The sequence below is a fragment of the Nonomuraea montanisoli genome (genome assembly GCF_013363975.1).
GTDB lineage: Bacteria > Actinomycetota > Actinomycetes > Streptosporangiales > Streptosporangiaceae > Nonomuraea > Nonomuraea montanisoli.
Genome location: NZ_JABWGN010000001.1, coordinates 340,621 through 365,577, shown reverse-complemented (window position 1 = coordinate 365,577; position 24,957 = coordinate 340,621). Strand labels below are relative to the sequence as shown.

The window sequence follows — 24,957 nt, the reverse complement described above, 5'->3', positions numbered from 1 at the left end:
CTCGACGCGCTCCGGAATGCCCGCTTACACAGGGAACTCTGAGGTCACGTGCAGACGTTCTTCTGGGCCGAGGCGGTGATGGTGTTGTTGGTGACGCTGTCAGGAAGCTTCTCCACCTTGACCCCCTTGAAGTCCTCGCCGACGATCAGCTGGATCACCGGCGCGCCCTCCGCCTTGGTGCCGCCCGAGGGCAGCGCGACCGGCGAGGTGTAGGCGTCGGTGGACGTGGGCCTGATCTTGCCCGCCGTGGGGCCGGGCTTGGGCACGAGCATCCCGGAGAGCACTCCGGCGTAGTCGGCGCCCTCAGCGGCCTTCTTGGCGTAACGGACCTCGGTCTTGGCGATCGCCTTGCCGCCGGGGGCCTGGTAGTTGCCGAGCCCGACGACCTTGAAGCCCTGCTTGCTGAGCTGGTCGGCGACCTCGCGGGCCTTGCCCCCGGTGGGCGTGCCGTTGAGCACCTGGACCTGGACCTGCTCGGGCTTGAGCGCGACCTTGGGCGCCGAGCTGGCGGTGGCCGACGGCGTCGCCGCGGGCAGCTCGACGTCGGTGCGGATGGCGTTGAACAGCTCGCCGGCGTCGGGCTGCTTCCAGACGACCCGGTTCGGGTCGTCCGGGTCGGGGATCCACGGGATCGTGGTGAACTTGACGCCGTTCGCGGTCAGCTTCTCGGCGCTCTTGGCGATGTCGAGCAGCTTGGCGGTGTCGTCGGCCAGCGCCGGGTCCATGGTCACGGACTGGGCGGCGGCCTTGATGAAGCTGGTCAGCTTGGCGGGGTTGCTGAGCAGCTCGCCGCTGGTCGCCTTCGCCACGACCTTGCTGAGGAAGATCTGCTGGCGCTTGATGCGCTGGATGTCGCTGCCGTCGCCGTAGTGGCGCAGCCGCACGTAGCCGAGGGCCTGCTCGCCGTTCAGCAGGCTCTTGCCGGGGGGCAGCTTGAGCTTGGAGAACTTGTCGTCGACGCCGGACTTGAGGCAGATCTGGATGCCGCCGAGGGCGTTGACGATGTTCTTGAACCCGCTGAAGTCGACCTCGACGAAGTGGTCGATGCGGATGTTGGTGAGGGTTTCCAGCGTGGACATCGTGCAGGAGATGCCGCCGGAGCTGTAGGCGGCGTTGATCTGGCCGCGGTAGGCCGGCATCGGCTGCTTGGTGGTCTCGTTCTGGCAGGTGGGGATCTGCACCATCGAGTCGCGCGGGAAGCTGATGAGCTGGGCCTTGTCGCGGCTGGGCGACAGGTGCAACAGGATGATCGTGTCGGTGCGCTTGCCGCCCGCGTCGGCGCTGCGGGCCAGTTTCTGGCCGTACTTCGCGTTGCCCTCGCCCGCGCGGGTGTCGGAGCCGACCAGGAGCACGTTGAGCGCGCCGGTGCTCGGCGGCCGCGGGGTGAGGATCTTGACGGGCTTCTTGTGGATGTTGCCGAAGGCGTCGCGGTAGACCGTGTAACCGGTCAGCGCGCCCGCGACCATCACCGTCGTGACGCCGATGCTGATCCAGGCCAGGACGCGCATCTTGTTGACGCCGCCGCCCTTGCCCGGAGCGGCCCTGCGACCGCCGCGCGGGGGCTCGTCACCCGGCGGAGGGGGAGGCGGCGACGCGGCCGCTCTACGGGACATACGGTGGCCGGGCTCTGCCGGGGCGACCCTGCGGTCCTGCACGGACACGCTCCTGTAGTCACTCATACGCCCCCTCGCCTGGTCTGTGGCGCCTCACGCGTCGGCATGGCCTTTCTGCGCCACGAGACTAGGTCACGTACGGCGTACCCGTAGCCATGACCGGCGGAATTCGCCGTGACCCGGGCGTGCTGTTACCGGCCAAAAGCATACTCAGAGCTGGACATTTCGTGGAATATCATCGCCGAATTCTTGACGTTCGGGCTGTTCGGAACGGGCGCAGACGGCCGCGGCCAGGCAGGCGAGAGGCACGGCCGGCAGGACGTACCGATAGTCGAACTCGGCGACGGCCGGCGGCGCCACGAGCAGCACGACGGCCACCGACCAGGGCAGCGCCCACGGCGGCAGCCGCCTCGGCCGGACGGCCGCCCGCGGGCCGTCGCCCTCCGCGGGCCGCCGGCGTCTGAGCATCCGCACGGCGCCGGTCACGGGCGGCGCCAGCAGGATCACGAGCACCACGGTCCCGGGCAGCCGGGCCACCCCCTGGTAGGCGCGCATCCATCCGGCGTACGACTCGGCCACCTCCGTGCCGATCGGCCCCCGCTCGTACCTGCGGCCCAGCTCGACGCCTTGCTGCGCCGCCCAGCGCCCCGGCGGGGGAGGCGAGACGGCCGGGAACTCGTAGTAGCCGTAGATCTCCTGGTCGGGATAGACCGGGCGGCCCCACACGAACGTGCGCCCCAGCTCCGACAGCACCGAGGCGGCGTAGTCGAGCGGCTGCGAGCGGATCGCCAGCGTCGCGAACCGCGCGGCCAGGTCATCGTTCGCCTGGGTGAACGTGATGCCGGGCAGCTCGACCAGCGGGGAGTCGGCGGCCCACAGGTACTCCTGCGACGGGGGCCGCCGCTCCGGCGGGCGGGGGTCGCACAGCACCCGCAGGTCGGCGGGCGGGTCCATCCGGGCGCAGTCGGCGAACGACATCGTGCGCGCGTACAGGAACGCGCCGTTGGCGCCGACGAGCCCGGTGCGCTGGTACGTGCCGTAGAACCAGGCCCCGTAGACGGCCAGCGGGACCAGCGCGGCGGCGAGCAGCACGGCGGCGCGCCGCAGCCGGCCGTCCAGCACGAACCACACCGCCACCACCACGATGAGCGGCTGGCCGACGGTCCTGGTCAGCGTCGCGGCGGCCAGCAGCAGCCCGATGGCCACGGCCCGCCGCCGGCCGCCCAGCGCCAGGACCACCGCCGTGACGAGCAGGAACATGAAGAGCGTGTCGGAGACGAGCAGGTGCTCCAGCTCGACCTGGTAGGCGTCGAGGAGCACCGGCGCCGCCGCGAGCGCCGCCGCCCACGGGGGGATGGGCCGCCCGCGCCCCGCCCGCCGGGACCCCGCCCGTCTCCGCCGGCCGGACCACCAGGGGATCGCCCGGCGCGCGGCCACGTACACGAGCACGCCCGTGGCCAGCCCGAGCAGATGCTGCGCCGCCGCGACCACGGCGAAGGAGTGGAACGGCTCCAGCAGCCGCAGGAACGCCGAGTAGCCCGCCGGGCGTACCAGGTCGGGCCGGGGATGGAAGACCGTGACGATGTAGGTGTAGGAGTCGGGGAACCACAGGACCGGCCGGTAGCCCAGCATGGCGAGCACGCGCAGCGCCGCGCCCGCGGCCAGCAGCCCGAGGAACCACGCGTGCCGCCGCGCCCGCGCCGCGGCGCCCGCCACGACCCGCCGGGGAGCGCGCCGAGCACCGGCGACACGCCGGGCAGCCCGCCTAGCACCGGCGACCCGCCGCCTCCCGCCGCTTCCCCCGGGCACGCTCTCGCTCCGCCGGGACTCCGGCGGGGTGGTGGGTTCGGCGTTGCGCACCGACTCGTCCGTCACCGGGCGCTCCAGGAGGCGGGCACGAGCCGTCGCCCCTCCGGGCGGGCGGACGGGTCGGACGCGGGACGGTGGCGCACGTCGGTACGCTACCCGCGTTCGGCCGTCCGCCGTCCCACCTGGTCATGGCCGGGCCGCGTCACCCGGGTCGCGTCACCGGCCGCACCCGCGGGTCGGATACCCTCGCGATCACCGATGGGATCCGGCGGGCTCGACCAGGCGCGAAGGGCCTCGGCGGGCAGGGTGCTCGCCGTGGCCTCGGTGCTGCCCGCCCTCGTCCTGGCCGGCTGGCTGCTGGCCGGCCTCCCGCTGCTGCTGGCCGGGGTCTACCGGCCACTGCCCGCGCTGCTGCTCGGCCTGCCCGTGATCGCGCTGCTCTGCCTGGCCGCCCTCCGCCTCCCGGCGGGTCCACCTGTCGCCGACGGCGCGGGCGCGTCCGAGGGCCCGCTCGAGGCGGGGCGCTGGCAGGTGATCGGGGTCGGCGCGGTGGCGCTGGCCTCCGGCGTGTTCAACGCGCTCCTGCACAGCGAGCAGCTCGTCGTCCGGCGCGACCCGGCCACCTACGCCCAGTACGCGATCTGGCTGGCCCGCCACGGCTCGCTCCCGATCCCGTCGCAGGTGGCGGCGTTCGGCGGGCCGGACCAGGTGCTCGTGTTCCACAGCATGGGCTTCTACCCGGCGAACGGCGCGGTGGTGCCGCAGTTCATGCCCGGCCCGCCGCTGCTGTTCGCCGCCGGGCAGTGGGCGGGCGGCCTGCTGCTGACCCCGGCCGTGCTCGGCGCCCTCGCCGTGCTCACGGTGGCGGGGGTGGCGGCGCGGCTGGCGGGGGCGCGGTGGGCGGTCCCGGCGGCGCTGGCGTTCGCGGTGTGCCAGCCGGTGCTCTACACCTCGCGCACCACGCTGAGCGAGATCCCGTCGCTGATCCTGCTGTTCGGCGGCATGGCCCTGCTGCACGACACGCTGTCGCGCGCCGTCGCGGCCCCGGGCGCGCCGGGCCGCCGGTGGGCCGAGGGGGCGGTGGCCGGGCTGGTGTTCGGGCTGGCCGTGCTGGTCCGGATCGACGGCCTGCGCGACGTGCTCCCGGTGCTGGCGTTCGCCGGCCTGCTGGTCGCGATGCGCCGCTCGGGCCGGCCGGAGGGCGCGGTGGGGCCGCCGCTGCTGGCGGGCGTCGCCGTGGGCGCCGGGCTCGGGCTGTACGCGGCGTACGAGCTGGCCCGGCCGTACCTGGAGTACCTGTCGCGCTCGGTCCGGCCGCTGCTGCTGATCTGCGCGGCGGTGCTCGCGCTGACCGTGGCGGGCACGGCGGCGGCGCCGTGGCTGGGGCGCCTGCCGCGCCCGCGGTGGCTCCCGGCGGCGGGCGCCGCGCTGACGGTCCTGGTCATGGCGGGGCTGGCCGCGCGGCCGTGGTTCCAGACCGTGCGGCGCGTGCCGGTGACCAAGGAGGACCGGCTGACCTGGCGGTTCATCATGGACACGCAGCGCGCCAACGGCCTGCCGCCCGACGGCGAGCACCTCTACTTCGAGCAGTCGCTGCACTGGGTCTTCTGGTACGTGGGCGTGCCCGCCGTGATCCTGGCGACGCTGGCCGCGGCCGTCCTGGTGCGCCGGCTGCTGCGCGACGGCCGGCCGTTCCCCTGGCTGCTGCCGCTCGCGGTGATCGGCTGGACCACGGTCTCCACGCTGCTGCGCCCCGAGATCACCCCCGACCACCCGTGGGCGTCGCGCCGCCTGGTGCCCGTGGTGATCCCCGGCCTGGTCGTGCTGGCGGTGTGGGGCCTGCGGTGGCTGCGCGAGCGGCCCTGGTGGCTCCGGTACGGTCCGCGCACCCCGGCCCGGGTCACCGCCGCCGGCGTCGCGCTGCTGCTGCTCCCGCCGGTCGTGACGTCCATCGGCACGGCGTTCACCCCCGTCGAGCGGGGTGAGGCGGCCGCCGTGGCCGCCATGTGCGCGCGGATCCCGGCGAACGCGTCCGTGCTGGTCGTCGAGCGCGTCACCGGCGACCGGCTCACCCAGGTCGTGCGGGGCTCCTGCGGCGTGCCGACGGCGAAGGTCGACATCACCGTGGGCGACACCGCGCCGGGCGACACGGTGCGACGGCTCGCCTCGCGGATCAGGGCGGCCGGGCGCGTGCCGGTCGTGCTCGCCGCCGACGTGGACCAGGTCGCGCGGTACGGCACGCCGACGCAGCTCATGGGCCTGGTGACCCGCCAGGACGAGCGCTCGCTGACGGGCCCGCCCGACGGCACGTGGGGGCTGCGGATCAGCGCCTGGATGGCCGTGGCCTGACCCGCCGCCCCGGCTCCGCCACCGCCCCCGGACCCCGCCGAGCACGCCGCGGACCCCGCCGGGCGCGCGTCGGACGGCGGCGGCGCGCGGCCCGATGTGGACCCGGTCCGCCGCCGGGCAGAGTACCCTCGACGCACGTGAGCACGCCCGAGACCGGCCAGAGTGGAACCACCGTGGATGAAGCGCCCTACGTCACGATCGTCCTGCCCTGCTACAACGAGCAGGACCACGTCATCGACGAGGTCGAGCGCATCACCCGGGCGATGGACTCGAGCGGCTACACCTACGAGCTGGTCGCGGTCGACGACTGCTCCACCGACGGCACCCTGGCCCGGCTGGAGCAGGCCGCGCCCCGCTTCCCGCACCTGAGGATCCGCGCCTTCCACCGCAACGGCGGGTCGGGCACCGTGCGCCGCATCGGCACCCAGGAGGCGCGCGGCGAGATCGTCGTCTGGACCGACGCCGACATGACCTACCCCAACGAGCGCATCCCCGAGCTGGTCCAGATCCTGGAGAAGGACGCCACGATCGACCAGGTCGTCGGCGCGCGCACCACCGAGGAGGGCTCCCACAAGCTGCTGCGCGTGCCGGCCAAGTGGGTGATCCGCAAGGTGGCCGAGATGCTCGCCGGCCAGAAGATCCCCGACCTCAACTCGGGGCTGCGGGCGTTCCGCAAGCCGGTGGCCCGTCCCTACCTGCGGCTGCTGCCCCCCGGGTTCTCCTGCGTCACCACGATCACGCTGTCGTTCCTGATGAACCAGCACGACGTCCACTACCTGCCGATCGAGTACGCCAAGCGGGCCGGCAAGTCGAAGTTCAGCTTCGTCTCCGACGCCTACCGCTACATCCTGCAGGTGCTGCGGATGATCATGTACTTCAACCCGCTCAAGGTGCTCATGCCGCCGGCGCTGTGGCTGGTGGCGATCGGCCTGGCCAAGGGCGTCTACGACATGGTCCGCAACCCCTTCTACTTCCCGGCCAACACCGTGATGATCTTCCTGTCCGGTCTGCTGATCGGCTCGGTCGCGCTGCTCGCCGACCTGATCGTGCGGTCGCGGGGCGAGTAGCGTGCGCGTCGCGATCGTCGGCCCCACCTACCCGTACAAGGGCGGCGGCGCCCAGCACACCACCGAGCTGGCGCACCGGCTGTCCGCGCTGGGCCACGACGTGGTCATCGAGTCCTGGCGCGCCCAGTACCCGTCGTTCCTCTACCCCGGCCAGCAGACGATCTCCGCGCCCGAGGGCCGGCCGTACCCCCGGACCGAGCGCCGCCTCGACTGGCGCCGCCCCGACGGGTGGGTCGCCGCCGGCCGCCGGCTGCGCTTCGCCGACCTGGTCGTCCTCGCCGTGCTCAGCCCGGTGCAGGTGCCCGCCTACCTCGGCATCCTGTACGGCCTGGGCCGCCGGACCCGCGCCGTCGCGCTGTGCCACAACGTGCTGCCGCACGAGCGCAAGCCGTACGACCGGCCGCTGATGCGGGCGCTGCTGCGGCGGGTGGACGGCGTGCTGACCCATTCCGAGCAGCAGGCCGAGCTGGCCAGGTCGCTGACCTCCGCCCCCGTCGGGGTGGCCGGGCTGCCGCCGCACCTGCCCTCCACCCACGCCGAGCGGTCCACGGCCGTGCACCGGCGGCTGCTGTTCTTCGGCATCGTCCGGCCGTACAAGGGGCTCGACCTGCTGCTGCGCGCGCTGCCCGAGGGCGTGTCGCTGACCGTGGCCGGGGAGTTCTGGGGCGGGCTTGAGGAGACGAAGGCGCTGGTCGCCGAGCTGGGCGTCGCCGACCGGGTCGAGCTGCGGCCCGGTTACGTGGCGGCTGAGGACGTGCCGGGGCTGTTCGCCCGGGCCGACGCGCTGGTGCTGCCCTACCGCAGCGCGACCGCCAGCCAGAACGTCTGGCTCGGCCACGAGCACGGCGTGCCGGTGATCGCCACCCGGGTCGGGGCGCTGGCCGACCACGTCACCGACGGGGTGGACGGGCTGCTGGTCGAGCCGGGCGACGCCGGGGCGCTGCGCGCGGCGATCGAGCGCTTCTACGCCTCCGGCGAGCCGGAGAGGTTGCGGTCGGGGGTCAAGGCGGTCGATCCCGAGCCGTTCTGGTCGGCGTACACCTCGGCGCTCCTGGCGCTCTGACGGCCCAGCAGGAACGCGACGCCCGCGGCGGTCACGTCGGCGAGCGTGAACACCAGCCGTGAGGCCACGGCCACGGCGAGCGCCGCCCCGGTGCCGACGACCGGCGTGAGGACCAGCACCATCGCGCCCTCGCGCACCCCGACCCCGGCGGGCACGAAGAACGCGAGCAGCCCGGTGGCCCAGGCGAACGCGTAGGCCCCGGTGGCGACCACGTACAGGTCCCAGCGGCCGGCGAGCAGCCAGGTGTGCAGGCCGAACACGAACCAGCCGAGCGCCGTCCAGCCCACGGCGGCCACGACCGCGCGGCCGGGCAGCACGCTCTCCAGCGGCTCCCTGCGGGCCAGGCGCAGCGCCAGGTTGAGGCCCCAGGTGAGCACCTTCGGGTGCAGGCACAGGATGATCACCGGCACCAGCAGCAGGAGGTACCACGCCTGCCGCACGACCTGCTGGGTGGCGAGCGTGGCGGCGGCGACGGACAGCGCCACCCCGAGGTTGATGACCAGCGACAGCGAGATGCAGGCGAACGTCCGGCGTGGCGGGCTGCCGTGGTCGCGGCCCAGGTCCATCGTCGCGGCGTACGCCCAGACCGAGCCCGGGATGTACTTGCCGAGCTGGCCCACGAACATGATGCGGCCGGCGACCCGCAGCGGCAGCGGCGAGCCGAGCCCGGCCAGCACCCGCCGCCAGGCGAGCAGGCTGCAGAACTGGCCGGCCAGCACCGCGGCGAACGCGCCGGGCAGCGCCCAGGGCGACAGTCGCGCCACGGCCGTCGTGGTCTCGTCCCAGTTGCGTGCCAGGCCGTAGCCGAGGAAACCGAGCGCGACCAGCGCGAGCACGATGCGCAGCAGGCGGCGGAGCATCCGCCAAGGGTACGCGTGATCAGCACGGGCGGATAGAGGGCGCGGGGGCAGGAGGGGCGGGCCACGGCGGGCCCGCGCCGGACGTCCCGGCCCGCCCGTCGCGTCCGGACGGGCGATCGGCGGCCCGGGGCGCGGGTACTGTTGGGCGTCGTGGGAAAGGAACGGGTCGCGCAGCTCGAGTACTCCGAGTTCCAGGCGGCGATGCTCGACGAGGCCAAGCGCAGGCGCAAGGCCGCGAAGATCATCGCGGTGCTGGAGCACTTCCACGGCCCGCTCGACGGGCTGGTCGTGGGCGACGTCGGCTGCTCGGCCGGGTTCATCGCCGACGAGCTGGCCGGGGCCGGCGCGGGCCGCACGCTGGGCGTCGACATCGACGTGCCGGGGCTGCGCAGGGCGGCCGACCGCTTCGGCGCGCGGGTGGCGTTCGTCTGCGGCGACGGCACGGCGCTGCCGTTCCCCGACGGTTCGATCGACGTGCTGGTGTTCAACCACATCTACGAGCACGTGGTCGACCCCGACGCGGTGGTCGCCGAGATGCACCGGGTGCTGTCCGACAAGGGCACGCTCTACCTCGGCCTCGGCAACCGGCTCGGGATCATGGAACCCCACTACAAGCTGCCGTTCCTGTCCTACCTGCCGCCCGCGCTGGCCGACCGCTACGTGCGCGCCTTCGGCCGGGCCGACCACTACTACGAGCGCTTCCGCACCCGGCGGGGGCTGCGCCGCATGCTGCGCGCCTTCCACGTGTGGGACTACACGCTCCCGGTGCTCGCCACGCCCACCAGCTTCGCCGGCTCCGAGCTGTTCCCGGGCACGGTGGGCCGCGTGGCGCAGGCCGTGCTCGCCCGCGCGCCGCGCGCGCTGCTGCGGATGACGCTGCCGCTCGTGCCCACGTACCTGTGGGTGGCCACCAAGACGCCGCGCCGCCCGGCGGGCGCCGCGCTCCCGCAGCCTCCGCAGCCGCTGTGAGCACCGACGTCGGCGCCGGGCGGCGGCCGGTCGCCCGCAAGGTCGTCCGCTTCGGGTTCCTGCTGATCGCCCTCGGGTTCGGCGGCTGGGCCGTGGCCTCGCAGTGGGACGACGTCGTGGCCGGCCTCGCCAGGCTGACCTGGCCGATGGTGGCCGGCTCGCTGGCCGCCGTGGTGGCCGCGCTGCTCGGGGCCATGCTCACCTGGCGCACCCTGCTGGCCGACCTCGGCTCGCCGCTGCCGTACCGGCCGGCGGCCAAGGTGTTCTTCGTCGGCCAGCTCGGCAAGTACATCCCCGGCGCGGTCTGGCCGGTGCTCGCCCAGATGGAGATGGGCCGCGACCTCGGCGTGCCGCGGGCGCGCAGCGCGGCCGCGTTCTTCCTCATGATGCCGATCCAGCTCGCCACCGGCCTGCTCGTCAGCGCGGTGACGCTCGGCTGGGACCGTTTCGGCTGGCTGCTGCTGCTCGCGCCGGTGCTGCTGGTGCTGCTGGAGCCGAAGGTCGTCAACGGCCTGATCGGCTTCGGGCTGCGCAAGCTCAAGAGGGAGCCGCTGGAGCGGCCGCTCACGCGCCGGGGCATGCTCACCGCGCTCGGCTGGGCGCTGGCCGGCTGGGCGTGCTACGGCGCCCACCTGTACTTCCTCATCCCGCGGGCGAGCCTGGTGTTCGCCGTCGGCGCGTTCGCGCTGACGTGGTGCCTCGGCATCCTGACCTTCGTCGTGCCCGCGGGCGCGGGGGTGCGCGAGGTGGCCATGGTGGCCGTGTTGTCCCCGGTCCTGGACCGGGGATCGGCCATCGCGGTGGCCCTCTGCTCCCGGGTGATCATCGTGATCGGCGACCTCATCTGCGCGGGTTTGGCGGGACTCGCCGCACGACGCGGCGACGTGTGATTTGAGCCCCGATTTGGGGGAGGCTGGTCATAAGCTGAACCCAGAGGGGGACGCCAGGGCTCCCGCGATGATCTTGAGGGGAGAAGATCTTCGTAATGCCTCGAGTGCTCGTCGACGCGGCGGCCGTCCCCGCGGACCGTGGCGCGCTCATCCGTTACGTGGACGGGCTGGTGGCCGCCCTCGACGCCGCCGGAGCCGACCTCGTGGTGGTCTGCCAGCGACCCGACGCCGGCCGCTACCGCCGTCTCGCGCCCACGGCCGACGTCCGGCCGGGCCCCGTCTCGATCACCAACCGCGCCGCCCGCCTCACGTGGGAGCAGACCGGCCTGCCGCTGCTCGCCCGCCAGGCGGGGGCCGAGGTCATCCACGCGCCCTACTACTCGATCCCGCTGCACGCCGGGCTGCCCACGGTCGTGACCGTCCACGACGTCACCTGGTTCACCGAGCCGGAGCACCACAGCGCCGCCAAGGCGGCTTTCTTCCGCTCGGCCACCCGCACCGCCGTGCGCCACGCCGCCCGCGTCATCGTGCCGTCCAAGGCGACCCGTGACGAGATGGTGCGCGTGCTGGCGGCCGACCCCACCCGTATCGACGTCGCCTACCACGGCGTCGACCAGGCGTTGTTCCACCCGCCGAGCGAGGAGGAGCGCCGCCGGGCGGCCGACCGGTGCGGCCTGCACGGCCAGCCGTACGTCGCCTTCCTCGGCGCGCTCGAACCCCGCAAGAACGTGCCCAACCTCATCCGCGGCTTCGCCGCCGCCGTCAAGAACATCGACGAGCCGCCCGCCCTCGTGCTCGGCGGCGGCATCCACGAGGACGACGTCGACGCGGCCTGCCGGGAGGTCGAGGCCACCGTGAAGGTGGTGCGCCCCGGGTTCCTGCGCATGCCCGACCTCGCGGGGTTCCTCGGCGGCGCGCTCGTGGTGGCGTTCCCGTCGCGCGGCGAGGGGTTCGGGCTGCCGGTCCTGGAGGCCATGGCGTGCGGCGCGCCGGTGCTCACCACACACCGCGCCTCGCTGCCGGAGGTGGGCGGCGACGCCGTCGCCTACACCGAGCCCGACGCCGACAGCATCGCGCTGGAGCTCGGCCGGCTGCTCGCCTCGCCCGAGCGCCGCCTGGCGCTCCAGGAGGCGGGGCTCGCGCGGGCCCGCGAGTTCACGTGGAAGGCTTCCGCCGAAGCGCATCTCGCCTCCTATCAACGCGCGGTCGAATAGTTCGGTAACCTCGCGGAGTGATGGAGAGCTCTTTGCCAGGCCTCGAGGCGATCCTCCTGGTCGGCGGCCAGGGCACGCGCCTGCGTCCGCTGACACTCGGCACGCCGAAGCCGTTGCTGCCGACCGCTGGGGTGCCGTTCCTGGCGCACCAGCTCGCCCGCGCCCGCTCCTTCGGGGTGCGCCGGATCGTCTTCGCGACCTCCTACAAGGCGTCGATGTTCGAGCCCGCCTTCGGCGACGGCTCCGCGTTCGGACTCTCCCTGGAGTACATGACCGAGGAGACGCCGCTCGGCACGGGCGGCGCCATCCGCAACGCGGCCGAGGCGCTGACCTGCGGGCCCTCCGACCCCGTGCTGGTGCTCAACGGCGACATCCTGTCGGGGCACGACATCGGCGACCAGGTGCGCGCCCACGTCTCCAGGGGCGCCTCTGTAACGCTCCATCTGACGGAGGTGGACGATCCGACCCGGTTCGGCTGCGTCCCCACCGACGACGAGGGCCGGGTCACGGCGTTCCTGGAGAAGACCCCCAATCCTGTCACCAACCGCATCAACGCGGGCTGTTACGTCTTCACCCGCTCGGTCATCGACAGCATTCCGCGCGGCGAGGTCGTCTCGGTCGAGCGCGAGACGTTCCCCGGGCTCATCGAGTCGGGCGAGCTGGTCCTTGGCTACGCCGACCGCACCTACTGGCTCGACGTCGGCACCCCGGCCGCGTTCGTGCGGGGCTCGCGCGACCTCGTGCTCGGGCGGCTGGCCTCGCCCGCGCTGCCCGGCCCGCCCGGCGAGTACCTCGCGCTCGACGGCGCGGTGGTCTCACCGGAGGCCAAGGTCAACGGCGGCTCGGCCATCGGCGCCGGCACGGTCGTCGAGGCGGGGGCCGTGGTGTCGGGCAGCGTGCTGAGCGACGGCTGCGTGGTGCACTCGGGCGCGACGGTGGTCGACTCGGCCGTCGGGCGGGGGGCACGGGTGTGCTCGGGCGCGGTGGTGCGCGACGCCGTCATCGGCGACGGGGCCGTGGTGGGGGCGGGCAACGAGCTCCAGCACGGCGTGCGTGTGTGGCCCAACGTCGAGCTTCCCGAGCGGGCCGTGCGCTACTCCACCGACGTCTGACACTTCCCCCGGCCTGTCACACCCCTTCGAGGGGCACCCCACCGCAGGGCCACCCCTCTCCGGGGGCTCCCCTCCGTAGGGTCACTCCTCTCCGGGGGACGCCCCCTCCGCATGGGCACCCCCTCCGCGAGGGCGCCTCTTCTGAGGGGGCGCGCCGTCGCTGAGGTGCGCGTTGCGTGCGGGGTGACCCTCTTCACGAGGAGGGCGCATCCTCCCTGGGGGACGGCCCCCTCCGCATGGGCACCCCCTCCGCGAGGGCGCCTCTTCTGAGGGGGCGCGCCGTCGCTGAGGTGCGCGTTGCGTGCGGGGTGACCCTCTTCGCGAGGAGGGCGCATCCTCCTTGAGGGGCACACCTTTCCTGGGCGCCCGACACCCCTCGGCGTCCGCGGCCGGGCCGGTGAGGCGGCACACTGGACGGGTGATGGAGCGCAGGTGGGAGCCCGGTGGGCCGCTGGACGTGGGGCTGGCGCTGGCCCCGCACCGGCGCGGCTCCGGCGACCCCACCTGGCGGCAGACCCCCGACGGCGCCGTATGGCGCACCTCCAGGACCCCCGACGGCCCCGGCACCCTGCGAGTGGGCGTCCACGGCGGCGCGGTGCTCGGCCGGGCGTGGGGCCCCGGGGCCGGGTGGCTGCTGGAGATGATGCCGGCCTGGGTGGGGGCCGACGACGACCTGACCGGGTTCGCGGTGCGGCACGAGGTGCTGGCCGAGGCCGCCCGCAGGCACGCCGGGCTGCGCATCGGGCGCACCGGCCGCGTCATGGAGGCCCTGGTGCCGGCCGTGCTGGAGCAGAAGGTCGTCGGCCGTGAGGCGTGGCGGGCCTGGCGGTGGCTGCTGCACCGCTACGGCACGCCGGCCCCGGGCCCTGCCCCCGAGGGCATGCGGGTGGTGCCCGAACCCGAGGTGTGGCCGCAGGTCCCGTCCTGGCACTGGCACCGCGCGGGCGCCGAGGCCGTGCGCGCCCGGACCATCGCCACGGCCGCCTGGCACGCCGCCAAGCTGGAGGCCGCCGCCACCACCGAGGAGCTCGACCGGCTGCTGCGGGCGCTGCCCGGCGTCGGCGTGTGGACGTCGGCCGAGGTGCGCCAGCGCGCCCTCGGCGACCCCGACGCGCTCAGCGTGGGGGACTTCCACCTGGCCAAGCTCGTCGGCTACGCGCTGACGGGGGAGAAGACCGACGACCCGGGCATGCTGCGGCTGCTGGAGCCGTACGCCGGGCACCGGCACCGGGCCTCCGTCCTGGTCATGCTCACGGGCCTGCGCCCGCCCGCGCGCGGCCCGCGGATGGCCGTGCGCGACTACCGCTCCTTCTGACCTCGGGCCACCCCTGGGTGCGGGGGGCGAACTCAGGTCGTCGTAGTGTGCCTCGTATGAGTCTGGTCAGTGACAGCGCGCTGCGTCGCGCGCTCGCCCGTGCCCGTGACGGCAAGGCCCTCGACGTCACCGAGGCCGCCGTGCTCCTGCACGCCCGCGGCGAACATCTGGACACCCTGCTGGAGCACGCGTCCCGGGTACGGGACGCCGGGCTCGCCGCGGTGGGACGGGAAGGAGTGATCACCTACAGCCGCAAGGTGTTCATCCCGTTGACCAGGCTGTGTCGCGACAAATGCGGTTATTGCACGTTCGCGACCGCGCCGCACAAGCTGCCCGCGGCGTTCCTCAGCCCGGACGAGGTCCTGGAGATCGCCCGGCAGGGCGCGGCGATGGGCTGCAAGGAGGCGCTGTTCACGCTGGGCGACCGCCCAGAGGACCGCTGGCGGCAGGCCCGTGAGTGGCTGGACGCCCACGGGTACGACGACACCCTGTCGTACGTGCGGGCCATGGCGGTGCGCGTCCTGGAGGAGACCGGCCTGCTGCCGCACCTGAACCCCGGCGTGCTCGGCTGGCGCGACCTCCAGCGCCTCAAGCCGGTGGCCCCGTCCATGGGCATGATGCTGGAGACCACCTCGCGGCGGCTGTTCGAGGAGAAGGGGCAGCCCCACTACGGCTCGCCCGACAAGGACCCCGCCGTGCGGCTGCGCGTGCTGGAGGACGCCGGGCGCTCCAACGTGCCGTTCACCACGGGCATCCTCATCGGCATCGGCGAGACCGTCGAGGACCGGGCCGAGTCGATCTTCGCGATCCGGCGGGTGGCGCGCGAGTACGGCGGCGTCCAGGAGGTCATCGTGCAGAACTTCCGCGCCAAGCCGGACACGGCCATGCGCGGCCTGCCGGACGCCGACCTGGAGGAACTGGCCGCCACCATCGCGGTCGCCCGGCTGGTGCTCGGCCCGCGCATGCGCCTCCAGGCCCCGCCGAACCTCGTCGACGCCGAGTACGAGCTGATGATCCGGGCGGGCATCGACGACTGGGGCGGCGTGTCGCCGCTGACCCCCGACCACGTCAACCCGGAGCGGCCGTGGCCGCAGATCGACGCGCTCGCGGCCCGCACCGCCGGCGCCGGCTTCCGGCTGCGCGAGCGGCTGACCATCTACCCCGAGTACGTGCTGGCGGGGGAGCCGTGGCTGGACCCCCGGCTGTTCGCGCACGTCCAGGCGCTGGCCGACCCGGACACCGGCCTGGCCCGCGAGGACGTGACCCCGCGCGGGCTGCCGTGGCAGGAGCCGGACGGCGGCTTCACCGCCTCGGGCCGGGTGGACCTGCACGTCGAGGTGGACACCACGGGCCGCACCCACGACCGGCGCGACGACTTCGACCACGTCTACGGCGACTGGGAGGCCCTGCGCGAGCGCCTCGACCCGGCCGCCGCGACCGGGCCCGCGGCGACGGCGGGGGCGGGATCCGGCGCCGGCACCCCCTCCGACGTCCGGCAGGCGCTGCGCCAGGCCGAGCGCGACCCGGCCGGCCTCAGCGAGGACGAGGCCGTGGCGCTGCTGTCGGCCGACGGCGACGCCCTCGACGAGCTGGCCGCCATCGCCGACGACCTGCGCCGCCGGACCGTGGGCGACGACGTCACGTACGTGGTCAACCGCAACATCAACTTCACCAACGTCTGCTACACCGGCTGCCGGTTCTGCGCGTTCGCCCAGCGCCGCACCGACGCCGACGCGTACACCCTGAGCCTGGCCCAGGTCGCCGACCGGGCGGAGGAGGCGTGGCTCGCGGGCGCCACCGAGGTGTGCATGCAGGGCGGCATCCACCCCGACATGCCCGGCACCGCGTACTTCGACCTGGCCAGGGCGATCAAGGAGCGGACGCCGGACATGCACGTCCACGCGTTCTCGCCGATGGAGGTCGTCAACGGCGCCAGCCGCGCCGACCTGTCGATCGAGGAGTGGCTGCACGCCGCCAAGGAGGCCGGGGTCGACTCGCTGCCGGGCACGGCCGCCGAGATCCTCGACGACGACGTCCGCTGGGTGCTCACCAAGGGCAAGCTGCCCACCGCCGAGTGGATCCAGGTGGTCACCACGGCCCACCGGGTGGGCATCCCGACGACGTCCACGATGATGTACGGCCACGTGGACACCCACCGGCACTGGGTCCGGCACATCAAGCTGATCAGGCGGCTGCAGGAGGAGACCGGCGGCTTCTCCGAGTTCGTGCTGCTGCCGTTCGTCCACACCAGCGCGCCCATCTACCTGGCGGGCATCGCCCGGCCGGGGCCCACCGCGCGGGAGAACCGGGCCGTGCACGCGCTGGCCCGGATCCTGCTGCACGGCGCCATCTCCAACATCCAGTGCTCGTGGGTCAAGCTCGGCGACGACCTGTGCCGCCAGGTGCTCGACGGAGGCGTCAACGACCTCGGCGGCACGCTCATGGAGGAGACGATCAGCCGCATGGCGGGGTCGGAGAACGGCTCGTACAAGACGATCAGCGAGCTGCGCGCGATGGCGGGCGCGACCGGGCGGCCGGTCCGGCAGCGGACCACCGAGTACGGCGTTCCGGACGAGGAGCGCCTGGCCGCCTCCCTCGCGAGCGACGGCGTCTGCACGAGCGTGCGCAGGGTCTTGCCGCTGGCGTAGATATAACATGTTCTAACTTGCACTTGCGCCTCGCCCCGGAGGCGCTGGAAGAATCATCACTCCCCTGGAGAGAGGGTTCATCGTGCGGTTGGGTCGACACCGCGCCGCGTTAAGCGCTGAGCTGCGGCGGAGGAAGGCACTCCGGCGAGGGCTGATGGCGGGGGCCACCGCCGTGGTCCTCGTCGCCGGCACGCTCGTGGTGCTCCTGGGCGGCGGCGGGGCGCTGTGCGCCACGCGAGAGCCTGTTCTGGTCAACGTCGCGGCGGCGGTCGACGTGGCGCCCGTGGCGATGGAGGCCGCCTCCCGCTTCAACGAGACGAAGACCGCCTCGGGCGGCCGGTGCGTGCTCGTCCAGGTCACCGAGCAGCCGCCGGCCACCGTGCTGCGCACGCTGATCGGTGACCGGGCGGGTGTGCTGCGCCAGCGGCCGGACGGCTGGATCGCCGACTCCTCGGCCTGGATCCGGCTGGCCCGCAAGCAGGGCGCGAGCGGGCTGCCGGCCGGGGAGAGCGTGGTGGCGACCTCCCCGCTGGTCTTCGCCACCCGCTCCTCGCTCGCGCGGACGTTCTCCGTCGGCGGCACCCAGATGAACTGGCGGATGGTCTTCCCCGCGACCGTGCGCGGGCGGCTGCTGCCGACCGAGCAGGAGCCGGACGTCGTGCGCGTGCCCGACCCGTCGCTGGTCGGCGCGGGCATCGCCACCGTGGCCGCGGCCCGGGACGTGGTGGGCGCCGGGGCCGAGGCCGACAAGGCGCTCACGGCGTTCGTGCGCTGGGCGCAGGCCGGCTCCGCCCCCGACTACCGCACGATGATGGCCGCCGTGGACGACCGCGCGTTCTGGAAGCGGCCGGTCGTCATCGTGCCCGAGCAGTCGGTGTGGGAGCACAACCGGCGGGCGGCGTCGGCCGACCCGGTCGTCGCGCTGCGCCCGCGCGAGGGCACGATCATCCTGGACTACCCGTACGTGGTGACCGCGACCGACCCGGACGTGGCCGAGGCGTCGAAGGTCTTCGCCGACTGGCTGCGCGGCGGGGAGGCGCAGGACCTCGTGCGGCGGGCCGGGTTCTGGTCCGGCGACGGCGCGCGCGGGCCCGTCTCGCCCGGTCCGCAGGTGCCGTCCGAGACGCCGATGACGCGGCCGTCGGTGTCGCCGGAGGACATCGACGAGGCGCTGCAGGCGTGGAGCAGGCTCGCCCCGCCGACCAACATCCTCGTGCTGGCCGACACCTCCCGGCACATGGCCGAGCGGGTCAAGGACACCACCCGGGTCGGCATCGCCCTCCAGGCCGCCAAGCTCGGGCTGCGGCTGTTCCCCGACTCGACGCACATGGGCATGTGGGAGTTCGCCGACGGGCTGGGCGGCGCGAAGGGCTACCAGGAGCGCGTCTCGCTGGGGCCGATCACGAGGCCCGACACCGGCCAGGTCATCCGGCGCAGCGTGCTCGACGAGCTGACCAGCACGATCACTGCGCACCCGGACCGCGACAGCTCCCTCTACGACGGGATCCTCGCCGGGTTCCGCGAGGTGACCCGGGAGTACCACGAGGAGATGAACAACACGCTCCTCGTGATCACCTCCGGGAAGGACGACGGGCGCGGCGTGACGCTCCAGGAGCTGGTGGGCAAGCTCAAGGACGAGTGGCGGCCGGACAGACCCGTGCAGATCGTCGTCATCGCGTTCGGCGCGGGCGCGGACCGCGACAGCCTCGGCCAGATCACGGCCGCGACGAACGGGTCGCTGCACGTGGCGCAGCAGCCCGGCGAGATCATCGACGTCTTCCTCGCCGCGCTGGCCCGCCGCCTGTGCCACCCCACCTGCAAGCAGACGCCCTGAGCCGGAAGCGCGAAGGCGCCGCCCCGGCTGCGCGGGGCGGCGCCCGGTCATCGGAGGGACGGGCGGATCAGACGCGCTGCCAGAGCGCGGGGACGTTGGGCGGCTCCCAGCCGGCGATCGCGGTGTGCGCCTGGAGGCACCGGTAGGAGGCGCCGCCGTAGGTCACCACCGCGCCCACGGCGTAGGCCGTGCCCGCCTTCCACGTGCCGCCGGGGTTCGAGGTCGGCGTGGGGGTGGGGGTGGGGGTGGGCGTGACGGTCGGGGTCGGGGTGGGCGTCGGGTTGCCCCCACCGCCGCCGATCTGGAGGTCGATGCAGGAGTAGAAGGCGTTGGCGGTGTCGGAGATGTTCCAGATCGCCAGGACCTTCTGCCTGCCGGTGTAGCCCGAGAGATTCACCGTGTGGGAGACCGTCGCGGGCGGCTGCTGGCCGTTGCCGTTGAAGGAGGCCACCCTCGTGTCGCCGATGTAGTACTCGTAGGAGCTGGTGGCGTGCCGGGCGGTGAACGTCCAGGTGAACGTCACGCTGGTGCCGACCGAGGTCGCCGGCCACGGCTTGCTCTCGTCGCTGAGCTGCGCGAAGCGGGAGACGTTGGCGTGGCAGGTGCGCAGCCCCTTCGGGCCCTCGACGCTCTGCGGCTCGTAGATGATGTCGCCGCAGTCCGGCACCTGGCCGCGGGCGCAGAAGGCCTGGCGGCTCGGTGGCGAGTTGACGTACCCGTGGGCCATGGCGGGCTCGGCCACGAACACCGCGGCGGCGATCGTGATCACCGCCACGGTGACTAACGTGAGCGTCCTTCGCATTGAAAGTGCTCCTTTACCTGGGGGGTTGCCCCAAATGTAAAGGAAACTTTCCTAATGGTAAATGGCCGATGACATGCCCTGTCAGGGCTTCACCGCGTGAGGATGAAGTCGGCCGGGTCGCGCGGGGCGCGGTCGCGGGGTGGCGCGGCGGCGTGGCCCACGGCGACGCAGCCCATCGGGTCCCACGTCTCCGGCAGGTCCAGCACCTCGCGCACCACCGGACGGCAGAACATCGTGGACGACACCCACGCCGATCCCAGCCCCTCGACGGCGAGCTGGATGAGCAGGTTCTCCACCCCGGCGCCCATCGCCACCACGAACATCTCCCGCTCCGAGGCGTTGCGCCGGTCGTCGCGGTAGGTGTGGGAGCCCTCCATGACCAGGCACGGCACCACGAGGTACGGCGCGTCGCGCAGCACGTCGCCCCGCCGGATCCGCTTGGCGACCGACTCCTCGGTGAAGCCGTCGCCGCGCAGGTCCGCGATCCAGGCCTCGCGCATCGCGTCCACCAGCTTGAGCCGGGCCGCCGCCGACTCCACCAGCACGAACCGCCACGGCGTCGTGTGGTGCGGCGCCGGCGCGGCGATGCCCGCGGCGACGGCGCGCCGCACCGCGGCCGGGTCCACCGGCTCCTCCGAGAACGCGCGGATCGTCCGGCGGGCGAACACCACGTCCCGCGACCCGTACCGGAACAGGTCGTCGTCGGCCGGCCGGATCAGCGGGCGGACGCCGGGCCCGTCGTCGTCCGTGACGAGGTGCCCGAGGCCGCGCACGATCGCGACCGGCACGCCCGCCAGCTTGCCCTTGACCAGCTCGGCGGCCGAGGCGATCTCGTCGGCGAGCGCGGTGACCGTGGCGTTGAGCGGGTTGCCGTGGGTGTCGGCGCCGCCGCGGAAGTCCTCCAGCGGGACGACGCCGGCGGCGCCGACGGCCAGGTCGGTCAGGCCGTTGCGCCAGGGGCGGCCGAACGTGTCGGAGACGATCACGCCGACCCGGGCCCCGAGCCCGGCCCGGACCCGGCGGGCCGAGGCGTCGGCGTCCTCCGGCAGGAGCAGGACGGTGCCCGCCTCGGTGTTGGAGGCGTCGACCCCGGCCGCGGCCATCACGAAGCCGTGGCGGGTCTGGGAGATCACGGTGTCGCCGCGCCGGGCGACGACCCGGGCCGTCTCCTCCTCGATGGCGGCCGTGCGGTCGGGCGCGCGGCGCACCCGCCCCTCGGCCTTGCTGACGATCTTGGAGGTGATGACGACGATGTCGCCGTCGCGCAGGCCGGCGTCGCGGAGCAGGAGCGCCAGGTCGTCGCCCGGCCGGACCTCACCGATGCCGGTGACGGGGACGACCTCGACCGACCCGGCGGTCGTCGGGCTGGCGGTCGTCGGGTCGGTGGCCATCGGGCTGGTGGTCGTCGGGCTGGTGGTCGTCGGGTCGGTGGTCATCGGGCCAGCTCCAGGGCCAGGTCGAGCGCGCCGCGGGCGATGTCGGCCGCCACGTCGGCGCCCGTCTCGGGGTCGCGCATGAGGATGGGCCGGGCGACGACGCGCACGCCGTCGAGCCGGACGCCGGAGTCCTCGGGCGCCACCAGCCAGCCGTCGATCAGCTCCGCGCCGTACAGGTCGAGCACCGCCTGGGCCGTGGTCTCGACGCCGATCGCCGTGAGGCAGGCGTCGGCCATGCCGCGCACCGGGGCGCCGCCGATGATGGGGGAGACGCCCACGACCGTCTTGGGCAGCAGCGCCTCGCGGATGCCGGGCACCTGGAGGATCGTGCCGATGCTGACCACCGGGTTGGACGGCGGCAGGATCACCACGTCCGCCTCCTCGATGGCCTCCAGCACGCCCGGGGCCGGCTTGGCGCCGTCCACGCCGACCAGGGCGATCGACTCGGCGGGCACCGAGGCGCGCAGCCGCACCCACCACTCCTGGAAGTGGACGGCCCGCCGGCCGCGCTCGTCGGTGATGACGACGTGCGTCTCGCAGCGGTCGTCGCTCATCGGCAGCAGCTCGACGCCCGGCTGCCAGCGCGCGCACAGCGCCCGGGTGATCTGCGAGAGCGGGAAGCCGGCCTCCAGCATCTGGGAGCGGACGATATGGGTGGCGAAGTCGCGGTCGCCGAGGCCGAACCACTGCGGTTCGACGCCGTAGGCGGCCAGCTCCTCCTTGACGACGTGGGTCTCCTTGGTCCGGCCCCAGCCCTGCTCCTCGTTGATGCCGCCGCCGAGGGTGTACATGACCGTGTCGAGGTCGGGACAGACCCGCAGGCCGAAGAGGGTGATGTCGTCACCGGTGTTGCCGATCACGGTGATCCGGGCGTCGGGCGAGGTCTCGCGCAGTCCGCGCAGGAAGCGGGCGCCGCCGATGCCGCCGGCGAGGGACACGATGTGCATGCCGACCAGTCTTCCACCGGCCTCTGACACGCCCGAGACGGCCTCGGCGTTGCCGATCCGCAACCCTCCGAAAAACACGGCATAGCGGGCGATGTGGGGCTTTTGGGGGATAAGTGGTTGGCGGGACTCCCGTCATCCATGGCGGTGATGTGGCAAACTCCCTTCGGGCTAAAGGGTCCGATGGGAGTAGTCGTGAACAAACTTGACGCAGCGCGGCTGAGGGAGCCGGCCGCCTGGCTGATGCTGGCAGCGGGCGCGATCAACGTCCTGCTCGCCGTCGGCCGGGTGCTGATCGGCACGACGACCCCGTACGGCGGCGGCTCGTCCCTGATGGACCGCGCCTTCACCAACTTCTCCGGCCTCACCAGCCCCGTGGCCGTGGCCCTGCTCGTCGGCTCCGTGCTGCTGGTCACCCGGTTCGGCCCGCCGTCGTCCAAGGCGCGGCCGATCATCCTCGGCGCGACCGGGGCGCTCGGCCTCGCGGCGCTGTTCGGCGCGCTCGCGCTGCTGCTCGGGCTGCTGGCCGGCGGCGGCGTCCGGCTCACGGTGGAGTTCCTGCTCTCGGGCGTGCCGCAGCTCGGCCTGACGGCCATCGCGCTGGCCTTCCTGCTCCCTCAGGCCATGGCCGCGAACTCCGGGCAGGGCTCGCGTTCCGGCTTCGGCGCGACGCCGTACGGCAACCCGGTCCACGGCAGCGGCTCCGACGCGTTCGGTCCCGGGTATGCCGCCGACCCGCAGGGCCGGCCCGGCCAGTACGGCGGGCAGCCCGCCTACGGGCAGCAGGGCTTCGGCCAGCCCGACGGCGCCTCGCACGGCCAGCAGGGCTTCGGCCAGCCCGACGGCGCCCCCCACGGCCCGCAGGACCCCTACCAGCAGCCGCAGCCCCCGCAGCAGCCCGTTCCCCAGCCCCGCGCCGCGCTCCCCGCCGCTCCGGGCGACAGCAAGGCCGACGCCGACCCCCGGCCGGGCCACTCCGACCAGGGCTTCGCCCAGCCGGAGCAGCAGCCCGCCTACGGGCAGGCCGACCTCGCGGCCTCCTTCGGGCACACCGACCCCGCGACCTCCTACGGACCGGGCGAGCAGCAGCCGGCCTACGGGCAGAACGAGCAGCAGCAGCCCTTCGGCCAGCCCGGTGCGACGCCGTTCGGCCAGCCCGACGTCCACCAGCAGCCGTCCTACGGCCAGCCCCAGCCGGGCTTCACCCCGCCCGACCAGCAGCCCTTCGGAAGCCAGCCGGAGCACCAGCCGTTCGGAAGCCAGGCGGACCACCAGCCCTTCGGCGGGCAGCCGGAGCATCCGCAGCAGCCGTTCGGCGGGCAGCCGGGTCACGGCCGGCCCGACCAGCAGCCCGCGTACGGCCAGCCCGACCCCGCGAGCGCCTTCGGCCAGACCGACCCGGCGAGCGCCTACGGGCAGGCCGACCCGGCGAGCGCCTACGGCCGGTCCGAGCAGCAGCCCGCCTACGGCCAGGCCCCGCCGAGCGGCCAGCACGGCGCCCCGGCCGGGCAGGGCGCACAGCAGTCCCCGTACGGCGGCCCCGCCGAGCCCGAGGGCTTCGGCCAGACCAGCCCCACCCAGGCGTTCCCCCCGCAGTCCGGCCAGCAGACCTACAGCCCCCAGGCCCCGGCCCAGCCCTCCTACACCACCGCCGACTACACCCCGGCCGACACCGCGCCCGGCGGCGGCTACCCGCAGCAGAGCGACTACCAGCAGACCGAGTACCAGCCCGCGCCGTACGTCCCCGCCGACAGCCACCCCGGCGCCTACGGCCAGTCGAGCGCGTACTCCTCCCTCGACTCCCTGGACGCCCTGGACTCGCCCGCGTCGCCGTCCTCGCCGTCCTCGCCGAACGTCTACTCCTCGGCCGACTCGGGCCCCGGCACCTATCCGACGCTGGACACCCCGCTCACGCCGTACACCCCGGCCGACTCCCAGCCGGGCGGCGGCTACACCCCGGCGGACACGCGGCCCGGCGGCTACACCCCCACCCACTCCCAGCCCGACGTCTACGCCCCGGCCCCCGACTCCCAGGCGAACCCCTACGCCACGGACCCCCAGGGCGGCACGCCGTACACGCCCTACACGCCGCAGCCCCCCAGCGGCGTCCAGCCGGCGGCGCCCTACGCCCCCTCCCACGACGCCGGGGCCGGTTACCAGCCGCAGGCCCAGCAGCCGAACGCCTTCAACAGCCCCGCCGACCCCGTCCACACCTCCGGCGAGACCTCGCCGAGCGTGCCGTACCCCCCGGCCGGCCAGGAGGCGCGCCCCGCGTACGAGGGGCAGGGCGGCCAGCCGTTCACCGGCTACTCCGGCCACGAGTACGCCCAGTCCGCCTACCAGGAGCCGGACCCGCCCGTCGACCCGCGCTCGCAGCAGCTCCTCGACGCCTACCAGCAGGCCGAGACGTATCAGCACTCCGGCCAGCAGACCGGACAGCACTCCGGGTACCCGAGCCAGCAGCAGCAGCCCGGGCCGTACGACGCGCTGTACGGGAACCCCCAGCAGCAGACCGGCGCCCCGCAGCAGCAGGGATACGGCCAGCACGCCCAGCAGGGCTACGAGCCCCAGCCGGCGCACTACGAGCCGCAGCCCTACCAGCAGCAGCCGCCCTCGCAGGGCTGGCCACAGGGCAACCCCGAGTCGACGATCCGGCTCGACCAGCAGCAGCAGCCCTACGGAATGGGCGGCGCCGACCGGTCGCGCGACGGCGACGACCCGATCGACCCCACAGCCATATACACCCCCAACGAGCCACGCAGGTAACGAACCGGCAAAGCACGGCTAGAGAGTAGGTGGGCCACGGGCGGGGCTCTATACCGCCCTGGTACGGTTCCGACCGCTGACAGCGTTGAACACGCCAGGCCAACGCCATGGATCACGTGGTGATGGGTCAGGTGCGAACATCACATGCCATGCACACCGGGGCGAGAGCTGGCCTTTCCCCGGATACCGGCATGCCGCTTGACGTCACGTACAGCACACGCGTGTAATTACAACCATGTTGTTACGCCTTCCCGTGGGTGGGTAAT

The 24,957-nt window shown here is 73.8% G+C and carries 17 protein-coding genes; 11 read left to right on the top strand and 6 right to left on the bottom strand.

Annotated features, from left to right (window positions below; all coding sequences use genetic code 11):
- Positions 1-44 precede the first annotated feature (44 nt).
- Together HTZ77_RS01650 and HTZ77_RS01645 are read right to left on the bottom strand one after the other, a co-directional pair.
- Positions 45-1,679 (bottom strand): LCP family protein, encoded by a 1,635-nt coding sequence (locus HTZ77_RS01650; RefSeq protein WP_175587604.1) that lies wholly within the window; start codon positions 1,677-1,679, stop codon positions 45-47.
- Between the two features lie 144 nt (positions 1,680-1,823).
- Entirely contained in the window at positions 1,824-3,488 is a 1,665-nt protein-coding gene (locus tag HTZ77_RS01645; RefSeq protein WP_328808365.1) for a hypothetical protein, read from the bottom strand.
- A 192-nt stretch (positions 3,489-3,680) separates the two neighbouring features.
- On the opposite strand from HTZ77_RS01645, the gene HTZ77_RS01640 reads away from it, so the two are divergent.
- From HTZ77_RS01640 to HTZ77_RS01630, 3 genes are all read left to right on the top strand, one after another.
- A complete protein-coding gene (locus HTZ77_RS01640; RefSeq protein ID WP_175587603.1) occupies positions 3,681-5,771 on the top strand; it encodes a hypothetical protein in 2,091 nt (696 codons plus the stop codon).
- Positions 5,772-5,944: 173 nt separating this feature from the next.
- Entirely contained in the window at positions 5,945-6,838 is an 894-nt protein-coding gene (locus HTZ77_RS01635) for a glycosyltransferase family 2 protein (RefSeq protein ID WP_328808364.1), read from the top strand.
- 1 nt (position 6,839) lies between these two features.
- Complete coding sequence (locus HTZ77_RS01630; protein WP_175587601.1) at positions 6,840-7,901, top strand: glycosyltransferase family 4 protein; 1,062 nt, start codon at positions 6,840-6,842, stop codon at positions 7,899-7,901.
- On the opposite strand, the gene HTZ77_RS01625 is transcribed toward HTZ77_RS01630, so the two are convergent.
- The gene (locus HTZ77_RS01625) at positions 7,802-8,761 is read right to left on the bottom strand and encodes a lysylphosphatidylglycerol synthase transmembrane domain-containing protein (protein WP_175587600.1); all 960 of its coding nucleotides are present in this window, start codon (positions 8,759-8,761) and stop codon (positions 7,802-7,804) included. The genes HTZ77_RS01630 and HTZ77_RS01625 overlap by 100 nt on opposite strands.
- Before the next feature lie 150 nt (positions 8,762-8,911).
- Between HTZ77_RS01625 and HTZ77_RS01620 the strand changes: the two genes are divergently transcribed.
- From HTZ77_RS01620 to HTZ77_RS01590, 7 genes are all read left to right on the top strand, one after another.
- Positions 8,912-9,730 (top strand): class I SAM-dependent methyltransferase, encoded by an 819-nt coding sequence (locus tag HTZ77_RS01620; protein ID WP_328808363.1) that lies wholly within the window; start codon positions 8,912-8,914, stop codon positions 9,728-9,730.
- Positions 9,727-10,620: a lysylphosphatidylglycerol synthase domain-containing protein gene (locus HTZ77_RS01615; RefSeq protein WP_175587599.1), complete on the top strand. Its 894-nt coding sequence runs from the start codon at positions 9,727-9,729 to the stop codon at positions 10,618-10,620. The genes HTZ77_RS01620 and HTZ77_RS01615 overlap by 4 nt, the downstream gene beginning before the upstream one ends.
- A 95-nt stretch (positions 10,621-10,715) precedes the next feature.
- Entirely contained in the window at positions 10,716-11,834 is a 1,119-nt protein-coding gene (locus HTZ77_RS01610) for a glycosyltransferase family 4 protein (RefSeq protein WP_175587598.1), read from the top strand.
- A gap of 32 nt (positions 11,835-11,866) precedes the next feature.
- Positions 11,867-12,946, top strand: coding sequence for a mannose-1-phosphate guanylyltransferase (manB, locus tag HTZ77_RS01605; protein ID WP_235994120.1), 1,080 nt, complete (start codon positions 11,867-11,869; stop codon positions 12,944-12,946).
- 421 nt (positions 12,947-13,367) lie between these two features.
- Positions 13,368-14,261 carry a DNA-3-methyladenine glycosylase family protein gene (locus HTZ77_RS01600; protein ID WP_175587946.1) on the top strand — a complete coding sequence of 298 codons (894 nt, stop codon included), beginning with the start codon at positions 13,368-13,370 and terminating at the stop codon, positions 14,259-14,261.
- Between the two features lie 56 nt (positions 14,262-14,317).
- Positions 14,318-16,909, top strand: coding sequence for a bifunctional FO biosynthesis protein CofGH (locus HTZ77_RS01595; RefSeq protein ID WP_175587597.1), 2,592 nt, complete (start codon positions 14,318-14,320; stop codon positions 16,907-16,909).
- 154 nt (positions 16,910-17,063) lie between these two features.
- A complete protein-coding gene (locus HTZ77_RS01590; RefSeq protein ID WP_175587596.1) occupies positions 17,064-18,743 on the top strand; it encodes a substrate-binding and VWA domain-containing protein in 1,680 nt (559 codons plus the stop codon).
- Between the two features lie 67 nt (positions 18,744-18,810).
- On the opposite strand, the gene HTZ77_RS01585 is transcribed toward HTZ77_RS01590, so the two are convergent.
- The 3 genes from HTZ77_RS01585 to cofD form a co-directional block, all read right to left on the bottom strand.
- Positions 18,811-19,545, bottom strand: coding sequence for a lytic polysaccharide monooxygenase (locus HTZ77_RS01585; protein ID WP_175587595.1), 735 nt, complete (start codon positions 19,543-19,545; stop codon positions 18,811-18,813).
- Positions 19,546-19,634: 89 nt separating this feature from the next.
- Complete coding sequence (locus tag HTZ77_RS01580; RefSeq protein ID WP_175587945.1) at positions 19,635-20,936, bottom strand: coenzyme F420-0:L-glutamate ligase; 1,302 nt, start codon at positions 20,934-20,936, stop codon at positions 19,635-19,637.
- Positions 20,937-20,977: 41 nt separating this feature from the next.
- Entirely contained in the window at positions 20,978-21,928 is a 951-nt protein-coding gene (gene cofD / locus HTZ77_RS01575; RefSeq protein ID WP_175587594.1) for a 2-phospho-L-lactate transferase, read from the bottom strand.
- 192 nt (positions 21,929-22,120) lie between these two features.
- Here cofD and HTZ77_RS01570 point away from each other — a divergent pair, with 192 nt between their 5' ends.
- Positions 22,121-24,691, top strand: a complete 2,571-nt coding sequence (locus HTZ77_RS01570) for a hypothetical protein (protein ID WP_175587593.1) — start codon at positions 22,121-22,123, stop codon at positions 24,689-24,691.
- The last annotated feature ends 266 nt before the right edge of the window (positions 24,692-24,957 follow it).

Bases quoted from the DNA above. Each gene is read 5' to 3' on its own strand.
- cofD (WP_175587594.1), bottom strand. From the start codon at position 21,928: ATGCACATCGTGTCCCTCGCCGGCGGCATCGGCGGCGCCCGCTTCCTG.
- HTZ77_RS01590 (WP_175587596.1), top strand. From the start codon at position 17,064: ATGGCGGGGGCCACCGCCGTGGTCCTCGTCGCCGGCACGCTCGTGGTG.
- HTZ77_RS01650 (WP_175587604.1), bottom strand. From the start codon at position 1,679: ATGAGTGACTACAGGAGCGTGTCCGTGCAGGACCGCAGGGTCGCCCCG.
- HTZ77_RS01585 (WP_175587595.1), bottom strand. From the start codon at position 19,545: ATGCGAAGGACGCTCACGTTAGTCACCGTGGCGGTGATCACGATCGCC.
- HTZ77_RS01640 (WP_175587603.1), top strand. From the start codon at position 3,681: ATGGGATCCGGCGGGCTCGACCAGGCGCGAAGGGCCTCGGCGGGCAGG.
- HTZ77_RS01580 (WP_175587945.1), bottom strand. From the start codon at position 20,936: ATGGCCACCGACCCGACGACCGCCAGCCCGACGACCGCCGGGTCGGTC.
- HTZ77_RS01625 (WP_175587600.1), bottom strand. From the start codon at position 8,761: ATGCTCCGCCGCCTGCTGCGCATCGTGCTCGCGCTGGTCGCGCTCGGT.
- HTZ77_RS01610 (WP_175587598.1), top strand. From the start codon at position 10,716: ATGCCTCGAGTGCTCGTCGACGCGGCGGCCGTCCCCGCGGACCGTGGC.
- HTZ77_RS01595 (WP_175587597.1), top strand. From the start codon at position 14,318: ATGAGTCTGGTCAGTGACAGCGCGCTGCGTCGCGCGCTCGCCCGTGCC.
- HTZ77_RS01600 (WP_175587946.1), top strand. From the start codon at position 13,368: ATGGAGCGCAGGTGGGAGCCCGGTGGGCCGCTGGACGTGGGGCTGGCG.